The sequence below is a fragment of the Aquabacterium sp. CECT 9606 genome, from assembly GCF_918741295.1.
Lineage (GTDB): Bacteria > Pseudomonadota > Gammaproteobacteria > Burkholderiales > Burkholderiaceae_C > Aquabacterium.
In genome coordinates this window covers 746849-760054 of sequence record NZ_CAKKNB010000003.1, presented here as the reverse complement: position 1 = coordinate 760054, position 13206 = coordinate 746849, and the positions used below count along the sequence as shown (strand labels likewise).

The 13206-nt window shown below is 62.8% G+C and carries 12 protein-coding genes; 2 read left to right on the top strand and 10 right to left on the bottom strand.

Annotated elements, in window-relative coordinates:
* Positions 1–58: 58 nt before the first annotated feature.
* The gene (locus LQ232_RS16165) at positions 59–511 is read right to left on the bottom strand and encodes a hypothetical protein (RefSeq protein ID WP_230181393.1); all 453 of its coding nucleotides are present in this window, start codon (positions 509–511) and stop codon (positions 59–61) included.
* Positions 512–718: 207 nt separating this feature from the next.
* Here LQ232_RS16165 and LQ232_RS16160 point away from each other — a divergent pair, with 207 nt between their 5' ends.
* Both LQ232_RS16160 and LQ232_RS16155 read left to right on the top strand, forming a co-directional pair.
* Entirely contained in the window at positions 719–988 is a 270-nt protein-coding gene (locus LQ232_RS16160) for a metal-sensing transcriptional repressor (RefSeq protein ID WP_230181392.1), read from the top strand.
* Positions 989–1002: 14 nt separating this feature from the next.
* Positions 1003–2115 (top strand): nickel/cobalt efflux protein RcnA, encoded by a 1113-nt coding sequence (locus LQ232_RS16155; RefSeq protein ID WP_230181391.1) that lies wholly within the window; start codon positions 1003–1005, stop codon positions 2113–2115.
* Here LQ232_RS16155 and cadR read toward each other — a convergent pair.
* The 9 genes from cadR to LQ232_RS16110 form a co-directional block, all read right to left on the bottom strand.
* On the bottom strand, positions 2091–2561 hold the full coding sequence (gene cadR / locus LQ232_RS16150; RefSeq protein WP_230181390.1) for a Cd(II)/Pb(II)-responsive transcriptional regulator: 471 nt from the start codon (positions 2559–2561) through the stop codon (positions 2091–2093). The genes LQ232_RS16155 and cadR overlap by 25 nt on opposite strands.
* Positions 2562–2585: 24 nt before the next feature.
* On the bottom strand, positions 2586–5225 hold the full coding sequence (locus LQ232_RS16145) for a heavy metal translocating P-type ATPase (protein WP_230181389.1): 2640 nt from the start codon (positions 5223–5225) through the stop codon (positions 2586–2588).
* A gap of 104 nt (positions 5226–5329) precedes the next feature.
* Positions 5330–6055: a ZIP family metal transporter gene (locus LQ232_RS16140; protein ID WP_230181388.1), complete on the bottom strand. Its 726-nt coding sequence runs from the start codon at positions 6053–6055 to the stop codon at positions 5330–5332.
* A gap of 15 nt (positions 6056–6070) precedes the next feature.
* The gene (locus LQ232_RS16135) at positions 6071–6439 is read right to left on the bottom strand and encodes a hypothetical protein (protein ID WP_230181387.1); all 369 of its coding nucleotides are present in this window, start codon (positions 6437–6439) and stop codon (positions 6071–6073) included.
* 136 nt (positions 6440–6575) lie between these two features.
* On the bottom strand, positions 6576–6911 hold the full coding sequence (locus tag LQ232_RS16130; RefSeq protein WP_230181386.1) for a P-II family nitrogen regulator: 336 nt from the start codon (positions 6909–6911) through the stop codon (positions 6576–6578).
* Entirely contained in the window at positions 6908–10033 is a 3126-nt protein-coding gene (locus LQ232_RS16125) for an efflux RND transporter permease subunit (protein WP_230181385.1), read from the bottom strand. The genes LQ232_RS16130 and LQ232_RS16125 overlap by 4 nt, the downstream gene beginning before the upstream one ends.
* Positions 10034–10052: 19 nt before the next feature.
* Positions 10053–11267, bottom strand: a complete 1215-nt coding sequence (locus LQ232_RS16120) for an efflux RND transporter periplasmic adaptor subunit (protein WP_230181384.1) — start codon at positions 11265–11267, stop codon at positions 10053–10055.
* A gap of 10 nt (positions 11268–11277) precedes the next feature.
* Positions 11278–12585: a TolC family protein gene (locus LQ232_RS16115; RefSeq protein WP_230181383.1), complete on the bottom strand. Its 1308-nt coding sequence runs from the start codon at positions 12583–12585 to the stop codon at positions 11278–11280.
* Positions 12586–12686: 101 nt separating this feature from the next.
* Positions 12687–13046, bottom strand: coding sequence for a DUF2946 family protein (locus tag LQ232_RS16110; protein WP_230181614.1), 360 nt, complete (start codon positions 13044–13046; stop codon positions 12687–12689).
* Positions 13047–13206 lie beyond the last annotated feature (160 nt).

Below are 13206 nucleotides of genomic sequence, written 5' to 3'. Positions count from 1 at the left end.
CCCGCACCCGATGCGGGGCAGGACTGAGACAAGCGCAAGGGGGCGCTAAGAGGGCATCTCAGGCGTGGAGTGGCGGAGCCCGGCCGGCAGGCGGCAGACTTCGGTGGGAGCGGAAATCGGGTCTTGATCGATCAGCAAGCCAGTGCTCAGGCTGCGGTTCAGCGAGTATTGCCAGCAATTGGACCGTTGCATTGACGGTGACCCATGCCCCGGCAAGGTCGACCGCCGGAAGCTGGCCCAGCCGAGCCGGATCGACCCGGATGGCCATCGCGGAATGCGATGGCAGATGGTCGTGTTCCTCTGCGTGCACATCGCCCTCGTCCAGCGCCTCATGCGCCGCGACGGCTTCAAACTGCCCGCCGCCGCCATCATGTTGGTGGTGGTGAAAAGGCGCACTCACGTGATCCAGCATCAGTACCAGCACCAGCAGCCAGCGCGCAAACCACCATGCGCTGCCCACTCCGCCGGTGCGGCGGCGTGAAATGGCAAGACGGTGTGAGGCGTGAGACATGAGCGAGTTAGCTTAGCTGTTGATGTCGAATCGCTTGGTCGGAGACGGGCCAGTGTATGCCAGACAGGCCTGGTGCTGAGTTGAATTTGACCGGTGTTCGTGCTGCTTACGCAAGCTTGTGTGCATCAGCGCCTTGGGGGAGACGTCAAGTTTCTGACTTTGCGAATTTGCAGGTACGATCATATCCTACTGGATAGGATATAAATCATGACGACCCATGCCTCGCACCCGGACATCATCAAGCGACTCAAGCGTGCCGAGGGGCACCTTAAAAGCATCATCGCCATGATCGAAGATGGGCGCGCCTGCCTGGACATCGCCCAGCAACTCCAAGCCGTCGAGAGCGCTGTCGGCAACGCCAAGAAGGCCTTGGTGCACGACCATATCGACCATTGCCTTGAGCATGCCGTGCGCGATGGCACGCGAAACGCGACTGACACGATCCGTGAGTTCAAGGCCATCACCAAGTACCTGTAAACGAGCGCTTTCCCATGACCGAATTTTCCACGCTCTTGCAGCAAGGCAACGCCTGGCTGTTTGTCCCCAGTGCCATCTTGTTGGGCGCTTTGCATGGCCTTGAACCGGGCCACTCCAAGACGATGATGGCCGCTTTCGTCGTGGCCATTCGCGGAACCGTCACGCAAGCCGTGCTGTTGGGTTTGTCGGCGACCCTTTCGCACACGGCTGTCGTGTGGGTGGTGGCCCTTGCTGGCATGTATTTCGGGCGCAACTTGGATGCACAAGCCACCGAGCCCTATTTCCAGGTGGCGTCGGCCGTCCTCATCATTGGCGTGGCCGCGTGGATGGTCTGGCGAACCTGGCAAAACCAGCAGGCCGCCCAGGCCCATGAACACGATCACCCTCATGACGAGGTCAAGCACATCGAAACGGGGCATGGGGTGGTCCGCTTGGAGGTCTTCGAGGCTGGCGTTCCACCACGCTTTCGCCTCTACCGCGAGGGGCAGCAGGGCCACGCCTGGGCCGCTGATCAGGTTCACATCGAAACGTTGCGTCCGGACGGTAGCAGCCAGACTTTCACCTTCGAGCAGCGAGGCGGTTTCGTGGAGTCGGTGCAGGAGATTCCCGAGCCCCATGAGTTTGTCGCCCGGCTGAAGCTGGGGCATGGGCACCACAGCCACGACTATGACGTGAGGTTTGCCGAACATGCGCATCATCATCATGAGCCCGCACGGGGCGGCGAGGGGCTGGACGTGGCCACAGTAGGCTACCAGGACCCACACGAACTGGCCCATGCCAACGATGTCCGCAACCGCTTTGCTGGCCGTGAAGTAAGCACCGGCCAGATCATCATGTTCGGCTTGACAGGAGGCTTGATTCCCTGTCCCGCTTCCATCACGGTGCTGCTGCTGTGCCTGCAACTGAAAAAGATCGCCCTTGGCGCAACGCTGGTGCTGTGCTTCAGTATTGGCTTGGCGTTGACGATGGTCTTCTCCGGCATCGTGGCCGCCTTGAGCGTGAAGCATGTGTCAAAGCGCTGGAGCGGTTTTGGTGACTTCGCCCGAAAGGCGCCTTACTTTTCAAGCGCCTTGATCGTGCTGGTGGGACTGTATGTTGGGTATCAAGGGCTGCGCGCCTTGGTTTGAAGGCGGCCGTGCGTTGACGCCAGATGCTGGTGAGCATGGGGCGCGGAGGTCGAGCCTCCTTGGCTGAGCCCCTTCAGGATCCCACAACGGGCGGTATCTTGTGCTTGCCCACATTGGGATCGCAGTGCCGTCAGTTGCGCCTTCAGGGACTTCAACTCGTCGATCCGCTGGGCCACGTGGCCGATGTGTTCATCCAGCACACGGTTGACCTCGTCACAACTCTGTGCGGGCGCGTCTTGCAATTTGAGCAGCACCCTGATTTCACCCAGGGCCATGTCTAGCGAGCGGCAATGCCGGATGAAGGCAAGCCGCGCCACATGCTGGGCGTCGTAGATGCGGTAGTTGGTGGCGGTGCGCGCGGGCTCGGGCAGCAGACCTTCGCGCTCGTAAAAGCGGATCGTCTCTACCTGGGTGTGGGTCTGGTGGGCAAGATCACCGATCTTCACGTGAACTCCTGTGGAGGTGGAATGTCACAGCTTAGGCGCCGACGATTTGGCTGGGGTCGGCTCCAGCGATTCTGGTCGTTTGAATGCGAGCAGACGCAGGGCATTGACGACGACGAGCAGTGTCGAGCCTTCGTGGAACAGCACCGCCGCCCCCATTTTAAGGCCGAGGATCGTCGCCGGGATCAGCACGGCGACCACGCCCAGGCTGACCCACAGGTTCTGGCGGATGATGCGGCTGGTCTGGCGCGACAAACCCACGGCAAAGGGCAGTTGAGCCAGATCGTCGGACATGAGTGCGACATCGGCGGTTTCCAGCGCGACATCCGATCCGGCCGCGCCCATGGCGATGCCGACGGTGGCGTTGGCCATGGCCGGAGCGTCGTTGACGCCGTCGCCCACCATCGCGACCTTACCGGCGCTCGCGCGCAATTCCTTGATGGTGGTGACCTTGTCCTCGGGCATCAGGTCGCCACGCGCCTCCGTCAGGCCGACGCTCTTGGCGACCGACTCGGCCACCTTCTGGTTGTCGCCCGAGATCATCACCAGGCGCTTGATGCCCAACTTCTGCAACTCGCGCATCACCTGAGCGGCCACGGGCCGTGGCGTGTCCATCATGCCCAGCACGCCCAGGTAACGTGCGCCATGGCGAACGATCATGGTGGTCCGGCCGTCGGCCACCAGCCGTTCGTTGGCCGCCTGCACGTCGGCCGGAACTGCCTCGCCTTTGAGTTCGTCAAACAGGATTGGCTTGCCGATGTAGACCTCATCGGCGCCAATGCGGGCCTTGACCCCCCGGCCCGTGATGCTCTCCAGTCCTTGGACGTCGAGCGCCTGGTGTGCGTCGCCCAGCCGCTCCTTGGCACCGTTCACCACGGCGGCCGCCAGAGGGTGATCGCTGTGTTCTTCGACGCCGAGCGCCACCGCCAGCAGTTCTTTCTCGTCGATGCCCTGGGCCACGATCACATCGGTCAATTTCGGCTTGCCTTCCGTGAGCGTGCCGGTCTTGTCAAACGCGATGGCCGTGAGCGTGCCTAGGTTTTCCAGTGGTCCACCCCCTTTGATCAGGACACCGCCCCGGCCTGCGCGCGCCACACCGCTCAAGACAGCGCTCGGCACAGAGATGGCCAGGGCGCAGGGGCTGGCGGCCACCAGCACGGCCATCGCGCGGTAAAAGCTCGCCGAGAACGGCTCATCTACGACGACCCATGCGAACAGCAAGACGCCCACGAGGAGAAGTACCAGAGGAACAAAGATTCGCTCGAATTTCTCGGTGAAGTTCTGCGTAGGCGAGCGTTGAGTCTCCGCTTCGGTCACCAGCTTGACGACCCGTGCCATGGTCGATTCGCTGGCTTGCCGAGCGACCATCACTTCGAGGACGCCAGGGCCGTTGATCGTGCCGGCAAAGACACGGTGCTGAGGCGGCAGCTTGTCGAAGCCTTGCAGGGCTGCTTGTGCGTCCTCCACGGCCCGTTTGTCCACGGGCACGCTCTCCCCAGTCACAGGGGCCTGGTTGACGCTGCTTTGACCCACCACCACGAACCCATCGGCGGGCAGGCGCTCGTTGGGGCGGACGATGACTGTGTCGCCCACCTGTAGTTGGGCCACGGGCACTTCTTCTGTTTTGCCATCGCGTCGGACCAAGGCGGTCTCTGGCGCGAGTTTGGCCAAGGCCTCGATCGCCCGCCGGGCTCGGCCCATGGCGTAGTGCTCCAGCGAGTGACCCAGGCTGAAGAGGAAGAGCAGCAAAGCACCTTCGAGCCACTGGCCCAGGGCCGCCGCGCCGACTGCGGCCACCAGCATCAGCGTGTCGATCTCGAAGCGTTTGGCCTTCATGTTGTCGATGGCCTCGCGCAGCGTGAAGTAGCCACCGAAGGCGTAGGCCAGCACAAAGCAGGCCGTGCTCACGGCCCCGCTGGCCAGCTTCTGCCACTGCAACAACCAACCGGCCAACAGCAGCGCCCCGGCCAGCAGTGCGAAAATCAGTTCGGACTTTTCTCCGAAGACGCCGCCGGTATGCGCATGTTCGTGGCCTGCATGCTCGCCGTGCGCATCTTTCCCATGCGCCTCATCGCTATGGTCGTGGCCGTGGTCGCAACCCTGCTCATGAGCAGCGTGGTCGGATGGGCCATCCGCATTGGGCTTGGCGTGATCGGGACGCTGTCCCGTTGGCGTTGCCAAAGGCTGGCCAGTAGGCACCATCGCCTTCGCCGGGCGCGTTTCGGCCGCGATGCCCATGGCCGATAGCGTCGAGCGCAGTGCGCCTTCCTGGACTTGCCGGCGATCGAATTCGAGGCGGATCGTGCCGGTGGCATTGGCCTCGGCCTCGACGACGCCTTGCAGGGCCTGCAACTTGGCCGTCAGGCTTCTGGCGGCGCGGACATGCATCGCTTCCATGCGCAACAGCAGGTGGCCGAAGCGGTCCGTGAGTTCCGCACCTGCGGCGCGCGCGATGTCCTGGACTTTGCCCAGCGAGATGATGCTCGGGTCGTAGTGGATGCACAACTCTGGCGGCGCGCCGGACACGGCGTCGGCCACATGAGCGGTGGCGATGCCATCACGGGCCTCAAGTGAATCTATCAACCGGGTCACGCAGTGATCTTTGATTTGCGGCAAGGCGGGGAGCAGGAGGGGTATTTCCAGTCGAAGCTTTTGGGGCTGGGCCATGATCTCGACCTTTCTAGTGTTGAGTGTTTGGTCTCGGGCGGCAAACGACATGCCGATCGCCATTGCGTGGGTGGTGGGTCATTGGTCCGGCGACATTGCTGACCTCAGGCCTCCACCAGCATTTCAATGACCAGGAACAACAAAAAACCGGCGAAAAAGGCGCTCACCGCCCATGACGTCTCTTCTACTTCGTGGGCTTCGACGAGCAGTTCTTCGGTCACAAGGTAGAGCAGCGCGACGGTCCCGATGCCCAGGAACACCGTGAAGGGAAAAGTACCCAGGCCTGCAAAGAGCATCCGACCGGCCATCGCCGAGACGGTCAGCAACAGGGCCAAGGCGGGCGGCACCATCATGGTCTGGGCTCGGCCGATGCCTGCCTTGGACATCGCGCCGCTGATGGCCAGGGCCAGGAACAGGACCTCAAGCGTCAGGGCGGCTGCAATGAGGATCCCGGTTTTCTCGCCACTGGAGAACGCCATGCCGAGCACCAGCCCGTCAATGACGAGGTCGATGGCCGTGACCAGCAGCAAGCCGTAAGGGTAGCGGCTGGCCTGCTCGCGCTTTTCGATGGTGCCAGCCACCTGCCGCACTAGCAGCATCAGCGCCAGCCCCAGGGCAAAACCGATCACCACGGGCAGGGGGGATTGCGTCCTCTCCTTGGGCAGCAGCTCCAGCGCGGTGGCCGCGAAGACTATGCCCGCCGCGAAATGCTGAATCAGGCTGGTGACCTTGTCGGTGGGCGGGCGCAGGGCGGCGATGACCGCGCCCACCGTCGCAATGCCGAAGGCGGGCAAGGTGAACAAGAAGACTTGCAAGATGGCGGCGCTCATGGGCGTCCTGCGGGGTCAGGAATTTTTGAAGGGCAACTCCCGCTTGCGTAACGGCGCCTGGCAGTCCCGTAGGTTGACGTACACGAAGTCGTCTGCCTTCAGATCCAGCTTGTCTGGCACCGCCGAAATCTGCTTGGCTTTGAACTTGGGGTTGCCGCCAAAGCTGTAAGAGACGACTGCAAAGCGCTTGTACGGTGCGTTCGGGCCCATCTCCGCGCGACAGTCTTTCTGGGATGCCTTCATCGGTGATGCGGCATCGCCGACCTCCACCACGCGAGCCTTTCTCCAGCCGTCCTTGTAGCCATAGTCTTCTGTGTCCATGGTGGCACAGCCCGTGGTCAGCAACCCCAAGCCAAGGGTTACCCATGTCAATGATTTGATCATGATGAAACTTTCAACGTTATGTTGATGAACAGGGCTGCGGCAGGTACCGATGCCCGGGGTAAAGCGCACTCGGAACCGGGCGTCGCGTGGGTGGGCTGAGACGGCCTCGAGCTTGAACCAGTGATGTGCAGGGTGCTCATTGGATGACCTGTGTCTGTTGCACATCCATGATATAGATCCAGCCCGCGATGGTCTGGCCGGTGCGCGCCGAGTCCGCAATGACCTTGACGAATTCGTCGGCGTGCGCATCGTCGCAATGCAGCTCCAGCTTGTACTCGCTGACGACCTCGTCACCCAGGTCGATTGAATAACGCCTTTCAGCATCATCGAGTGGCACGAGCGAGCCCTGCACGATGTACAAAGTCAGGTTGTGCTGAGGCGAGGGGTGACTGTTCCAGGCGGGTGAGTTCTTGAGTGCGGCAATCACGTCAGCCACCCGATTACGGTGCACATAGGCCTTGATTTCTTTCATGCTCGTTCTCCGTTGGTGGACACATCACTGGCCGCGGCACGCCGTTCGGCGCGCAACTCGGCCCATTCGTACATGAGGGGAAGCAATAGCAGGGTGAGCATGGTGGATGTGAACAGTCCGCCTACCACCACAGTCGCCAATGGCCGCTGCGTCTCGGCGCCAACGCCGGTGGAGATCAGCATTGGCACGAGCCCCAGAATCGCCACCGAGGCGGTCATCAGCACGGGCCGCAGGCGCATGGCTGCGCCTTGTCGCACGGCTTGCCTCACCGGCAGGCCCTGCTGACGCAGGCCATTGAGGAAGGACACCATGACGATGCCGTTGAGCATGGCCACGCCGAACACGGCGATGAAGCCAATGGCCGATGGGACCGACAGGTACTGCCCGCTGGCGAACAGTCCCACGATGCCACCGATGATGGCGAACGGCACGTTGGCGATGATCAGCGTTGCGTGCCGAAGCGAATTGAACGCTGTGTAGAGTAGGATGAAGATCAGCCCAATGGTCAAGGGCACGATCAGCGCCAGGCGGGCCATCGCGCGTTGCTGGTTTTCAAAGGCGCCACCCCATTCGATCCAGTATCCGGGCGGTAGTTTGACCTGTTGCTTGATCAGCGTGTCCGCCTCCTTGACGAAGCCATCGACGTCGCGCCCTTTCACATCCATCTGCAGCACCGAGTAGCGGTGCAGCGCTTCGCGGCGCACGAAGGAGTAGCCTTCGTCGAGTTCTATCGTGGCCACTTGTGAAAATGGCACCAGCGCGCCTTCGCCCGTGCGGATCGGGATGGCGCCGATGGTGCTCGGGTCCACCCGGTATTGGTCGGCCAGGCGCACGGTGATGTCAAAGCGCTTGGTGCCGTCGATCAGCGTGGAGACGGTGCTGCCGCCGATGCCCGATTGCACGACCTCCAGGATCTCGTCGGCGTTGATCCCAAGTCGCGCGGCGGCGGCCCGGTTCACCTTGATGATGATCTGCGGCTTTCCCTTGTTGGCCTCGGCCGAGAGGTCGGCCGCGCCGTTGACCTTGCCCAGCACGCCCTTGAGTTGGTTGGTCAAGCGATCCAGCGTCTCCAGGTCCTCGCCGTACAGCTTGAGCGCCAAAGTGGCTCGCACCCCTGAGATCAGCTCCTCAACCCGCGATTGAATCGGTTGCGTGGCGCCGAACACTGCGGTCGGCACGGCCTTTTCTAGCGCCTCCTGCATGTCGGAGGCCAACTTGCTGTACGAGATCTTCTCCGGCCACTCGGTCTGCGGTTTGGTGTCGAGGTTGACCTCCATGTAGTTCACATCCGAGGTCTCGCCCATTTCGGCGCGGCCGATGGTGGACAGGACCGAGCGCACCTGAGGAAAGCGCTTGTGGAGTTCAGCGCTGACCACATTGGAGACGCGGATCGACTCCTCCAGCGAGGTCGAAGGGATGCCGGTGACGCGGAACTGGATCGTGCCCTCCTGCAATTGGGGCATGAACTCCGTGCCCAGAAAAGGAAAGAGTGCCAGCGAGCCAATCAGCAAGGCGATGGCCGTGCCGACCACACGCTTCTTGCGCTCCAGTGCCCAGTCCAGCAGTGGCAGGTAGGCCTGCTTGGCCTTGCGAACCAGGAAAGTGTCCTTTTCTTCTTTGGGTTTGAGGATCAGCGCCGCGAGCACCGGCACCAATGTCAAGGACAGCAGCAGCGAGCCGGCCATCGCGAACGTGATGGTCAGAGCCATGGGCTTGAAGAGCTTGCCCTCAAGGCCAGTCAGCGAGAACAGGGGAAGGAAGACGACGATGATGATCATGATCGCGAAGGCGATCGGGTTGACGACCTCGCGCGCCGCTTCGAGGATCAGGTGGGTCTGCTTGATGGGCTTGCCCGATTCACGCGCATGCGCCAGCAGGCGGAAAGCGTTCTCGACCATCACGACCGCTCCGTCCACCATCATCCCCGTGCCGATGGCCAGACCGGCCAGCGACATCAGGTTGGCCGACAGACCAAATTGGTTCATCAGCAGGAAGGCGATCAGCATGGCCAGGGGCAGTGTGACAATCACCACGATGGCCGAGCGGATCTCACCCAGGAACAGAAAGAGGATCACGGCGACCAGGATCGAGCCCTCTACCAGCGCGCTCTCCGCCGTCTTGAGCGCTTTCTGGACCAGTTCCGTGCGGTCGTAAATGGCCTTGAGCTCGACCCCCTTGGGCAAGGCCGCCTGGGCGGTGGCCAATTTGCCCTTCACGGCATCGACCACCTTCTGTGCGTTTTCGTTCACACGCGATAAGGCCATGCCCAAGACAGCCTCCTTGCCATCGCGGGTCACGGCGCCGAAGCGCAATGCCGGGGCTTGTTTGATCTCTGAGACATCGCGCACATAGATGGGCGAACCGTTGCGCTCGGCCACGACGATGCTGCCGATGTCCGTGGTGTTGGCGACCAGGCCAAGGCCACGAACCAGGTATTGCTCCGCCCCCATGTTGATGTACTGACCGCCCACTTGCTTGTTGTTGGCGGCCAGGGCCTCCATCACCTGCTTGAACGACAGGCCGTACTTGATCAGCTTGCGCGGGTCGATCTGGACCTGGTACTGCTTTTCCTCGCCGCCCCATGAGACGACGTCATCGACGCCAGGCGCGGTACGCAGGATCAAGCGCACGGTCCAGTCGTGCATCGTGCGCAAGTCCATGGTGCTCAGCTTCTTGTCCGCCGACTCGACGGTGTACCAAAAAACCTGGCCCAGACCGGAACTGTTGGGCCCCAGTACAGGCTCTCCGTAGCCTTTGGGCAGGCGCTCCTTGGCCTCCTGGAGCTTCTCCCCGACGAGTCGGCGTGCAAAGTAGATGTCCACATCGTCCTTGAAATAAACGCCAACGTAGGACAGGCCGAACAAGGAAACCGAGCGCACTTCCTCGACACCGGCAAGTCCTGCCATGGAGCCTTCGATCGGCGCAGTGAGCAATTTCTCCACGTCTTCGGCGGCCAGGCCGGGAGACTCCGTATAGATGTTGACCTGGACCGGCGTCACGTCCGGGAAGGCATCGACCGGCACCTGTTGGAAGGCGCGCACGCCCAGGCCGGTGAGCACCACGAAGGCGACGATTACGAGAACTTTGTAACGCAGCGAGGCGTCAACGATGGCATTGAGCATGGTGGGGTGCCTCTGGTGACTACTCTGCGCTGATCTGCGACTTCAGCAGACGGGCTTTGAGCGCGTAAGCGCCTACCGTGACAACCTTGTCGCCAGCCAGCAGGCCCGCGCGAATGGTGGTTCGCCCACCGACCTTGTCGCCCAGTTCCACTGGTCGTGCCTCATAGCCGCCATGCTCTGACACGAACACCGTGGGCTGGCCCTGCAGCAGCACGACGGCGGCTTCTGGCACGCTCAGTACGTCGGCTTGGGCCTGGCCGGTCTCAATGATCGCCGAGGCGAACATCTCCGGTTTGAGACGCCCGTCCTTGTTGTCAACCTCGATTCGCGCCGGGATGGTCCGGCTGTCCTTGTCCAGCACACCGGCGATGTACGTCACCTTGCCCGCGAAGGTCTGTCCTGGGTAGGCGGACACCGTCACGGTGGCCGACGCGCCTTTCCTGACCTTGGCCAGCAGGTCTTCGGTGAGGCTGGCCTCGATCCACACAATGGACAGGTCGGCCACCGTAAAGACCGGCTCGCTGGCACTGGCCAGTTCCCCCACGGCCGCTTTCTTCTGAATCACCGTGCCTGCCAAGGGCGCGGTCAGCAGGAAATTCGATTCGGCCCGGCCGCCTCGTTGCGGCGAAGCACCCAGCAGGCGCAGTTTGTCCTCGGTGGCACGCAACTCGCTCGACGCCTTTTCAAACTCAGCCTTGGCGCGCAGCAGTTCCCTCTGGGGAATGATCTCTTCAGCGCTCAGGGTCTGGGCTCGCTGGAAGTCCGCTTGCGCGACGCGGTGGGCAGACTGTGCTTGCTGCAAGGCCGATTGCGCCTCGCCGAGCGCGACGCTGTCCAGCGTTGCCAGCACCTGGCCGGCACGCACGTTGTCGCCAAGATTGGCGCTGACTTGTGTGATGCGTCCCTCGACGCGCGGGGCCACTTGTGCGATCCGGTCCTGATTGGCTTTGATCGTGGCAGTCACGGTCACCACATCAGCCTGCGAGCTGGGCTGCAGAGTCTGGACTTGCAAGCCTGCACGCTTGGCTTCATCGTCGCTCAATCTCAGACCGTCGCCTTCTTCGTGCTTGGCCTCCGCGCTGGTCTCTGGCGTGGCGGATGTGCCTTGAGTTGAGGCGGCTTTGCCGTCGGCTTCCTTGTTGGAGGCGCCGCAGGCGACCAAGCCCGTGCACAGCAGGGCGACGGTCAACGCGACGATGCTGGCGTGCAGCTGGGGATGGGGTGTGTGGTTCATGTTCTATTCCTCATGGCTGGTTGGTCCAGCCAGCGGCCGCTTCAAGAGCGAGCCGTGTGGTTTGGTAGTCGATCTGTGCGTCCACCAGGTCGCGGCGCGCATCGAGCGATTGCCGGTTGGTGACGATCAGCTCCAGCAGGCCGATCTGGCCTGCCCGCAGGGACTTGACGGACAGCTCCTCGTTTTTTGCCAGGGCGGGCAACACCGACCGCTGCAAGCGGTCGATGCGCTGGCGCAGGCTATCCAGCCGCGCCCACAGCGCGTGGATCTGGGCGGGCGCGTCCCGCTCCGCAGCCTGACGTTCGACGGCAGCCTGGGCGGCCTCGCTGCTTGCGGCCCCGATGGCGGCCCCGTTGTGTTTGAACAAAGGCAGGGGCACAGCGAATGTCAAGGTGGTCAAACGCTCGCGCGCCTGGGAGGTCCCCTCCAGGCCGATGTTCAACCCCAGGGTCACATCGGGGTAGCGGGCGGCCTGCTCCAACTGAAGCCTGGCCTGCGCGCTGCTGGCCCGGGCCGTGAGCGCCTGCAGGCGGGGCAGGGCCGGTGTACGCTCCAGCAACTGGGCCTCGGAATAGGGCGGGGCCTGGATGCTCAGGTCTCCGCTGACCTGAGGGAGTTGCGAGAACGGCAGTTGCAAAGGCGTGGCCAAGGCGGCGCGTGCTTCGATGAGTTGCTCCTGCACGGAGGCCAGTTGATTGCGGGCCCGCTCGGCTTCCACCAAGGCCACGTTGGCGTCCAGGCGCGTGTCCTCGCCAGCACCACGGCGGCGCTCGATGGCCTGGGCGGTGTTGTCGAACAGCTTGACCGCCTGGGTCTCCAGCTCCATGCGTTGTTGTAACGCCAGCACCCGGTAGAAGCGCTGTGCTACCTCGGCCTGCTGCTGGCGCCGCAGGTCGTCAATTTCCAGGCGCAGGGCCTGCAGGGCGGCGGCAGTCGCCTGGCGGCGGTATCGAGGTTGCCCGGCGATTTCGAAGGCCTGTGACACGCCAGCGTTCCACTCCTTGCGGCGCTCTGTGCCCGAGGCATCGGGGACATCACGGCGGGTGCGCTCAAGCGCCAACTGAGGGTTGTTGGCCAGCAGCGCCGCAGCATCGCTGGCAGCGCCCTCGGCGGCGGCCAGCTGGGCTTGCTTGGCCCTCAAGGCTGGATTGGCCGTCTCGGCCAGGCTCAAGGCTTCTGCCAGGCTCAGTGCGGTTGAACTCGCGGTCTGGGCCATGGTCTGGGTGGGGGTGCCCGAAGGCACCGGAGCGCCTTGCGCCGCAGCTTGTGTGGGCGGCCAGCACAGCGCAACGGCCAGCGCCAACGTCAAATGTCGCATCGAATCCTCCAGTTGATCGAAATCAGAACGGGTGGATCCGGCGGTGCGGTAAAACTAGCGGTTCACGTCAGTGAGAAATGAGAAAAGGCCGCCTCGCCGGATCAAGCTGGCTGGCGCCAGTTGGGCCGTTCGGGCGCTTCTTCGAGGAGCAGCGCACGCAACGACAGAGGTTCTGGCAGGCTGGCCGAATCGGCTTGGGGTGCTTCGAAGAAAGGGATGTCGGCGACGGGCGTTGGTACGCTCACATGGCAGTAAGGGCAGTCGGTGTCGGCCATGCTCTTGCTGACCTCAGCCTTGCCTTTTTCTTTGGCAGGCTTGGTGTCTGCCTTGTGTTGGTGAACGTGGTGCCCAAAGTGATGGGCCGCTGAGCCGGTTTCATGCGCGCAAGCGATGCCTGCCGCTGCCCAACTGAATTGGAGCGGTAGGACAAGCACCAGAAACAAAGTCAGCCAGCGACGCATGGTGGGCAGTATAGGGGGAGGAGCAAAGAGGATGTCAAGCAGCGAAGCGGCCATGCAAACGCACCGATTTCTGTGCAACACAGGTGTGTATTTGAAACCCTCTAGTGGGTTCAGAGTCAAGCATTTTTACGACAATATGCGCACGTTGTGATTGCGCCAA

Excerpts from the sequence above, each read along its gene's own strand:
- LQ232_RS16155 (WP_230181391.1), top strand. The coding sequence starts at position 1,003 with ATGACCGAATTTTCCACGCTCTTGCAGCAAGGCAACGCCTGGCTGTTT.
- LQ232_RS16160 (WP_230181392.1), top strand. The coding sequence starts at position 719 with ATGACGACCCATGCCTCGCACCCGGACATCATCAAGCGACTCAAGCGT.
- LQ232_RS16115 (WP_230181383.1), bottom strand. The coding sequence starts at position 12,585 with ATGCGACATTTGACGTTGGCGCTGGCCGTTGCGCTGTGCTGGCCGCCC.
- LQ232_RS16135 (WP_230181387.1), bottom strand. The coding sequence starts at position 6,439 with ATGATCAAATCATTGACATGGGTAACCCTTGGCTTGGGGTTGCTGACC.
- LQ232_RS16140 (WP_230181388.1), bottom strand. The coding sequence starts at position 6,055 with ATGAGCGCCGCCATCTTGCAAGTCTTCTTGTTCACCTTGCCCGCCTTC.
- LQ232_RS16120 (WP_230181384.1), bottom strand. The coding sequence starts at position 11,267 with ATGAACCACACACCCCATCCCCAGCTGCACGCCAGCATCGTCGCGTTG.
- LQ232_RS16125 (WP_230181385.1), bottom strand. The coding sequence starts at position 10,033 with ATGCTCAATGCCATCGTTGACGCCTCGCTGCGTTACAAAGTTCTCGTA.
- LQ232_RS16110 (WP_230181614.1), bottom strand. The coding sequence starts at position 13,046 with ATGCGTCGCTGGCTGACTTTGTTTCTGGTGCTTGTCCTACCGCTCCAA.
- LQ232_RS16165 (WP_230181393.1), bottom strand. The coding sequence starts at position 511 with ATGTCTCACGCCTCACACCGTCTTGCCATTTCACGCCGCCGCACCGGC.
- LQ232_RS16145 (WP_230181389.1), bottom strand. The coding sequence starts at position 5,225 with ATGGCCCAGCCCCAAAAGCTTCGACTGGAAATACCCCTCCTGCTCCCC.
- LQ232_RS16130 (WP_230181386.1), bottom strand. The coding sequence starts at position 6,911 with ATGAAAGAAATCAAGGCCTATGTGCACCGTAATCGGGTGGCTGACGTG.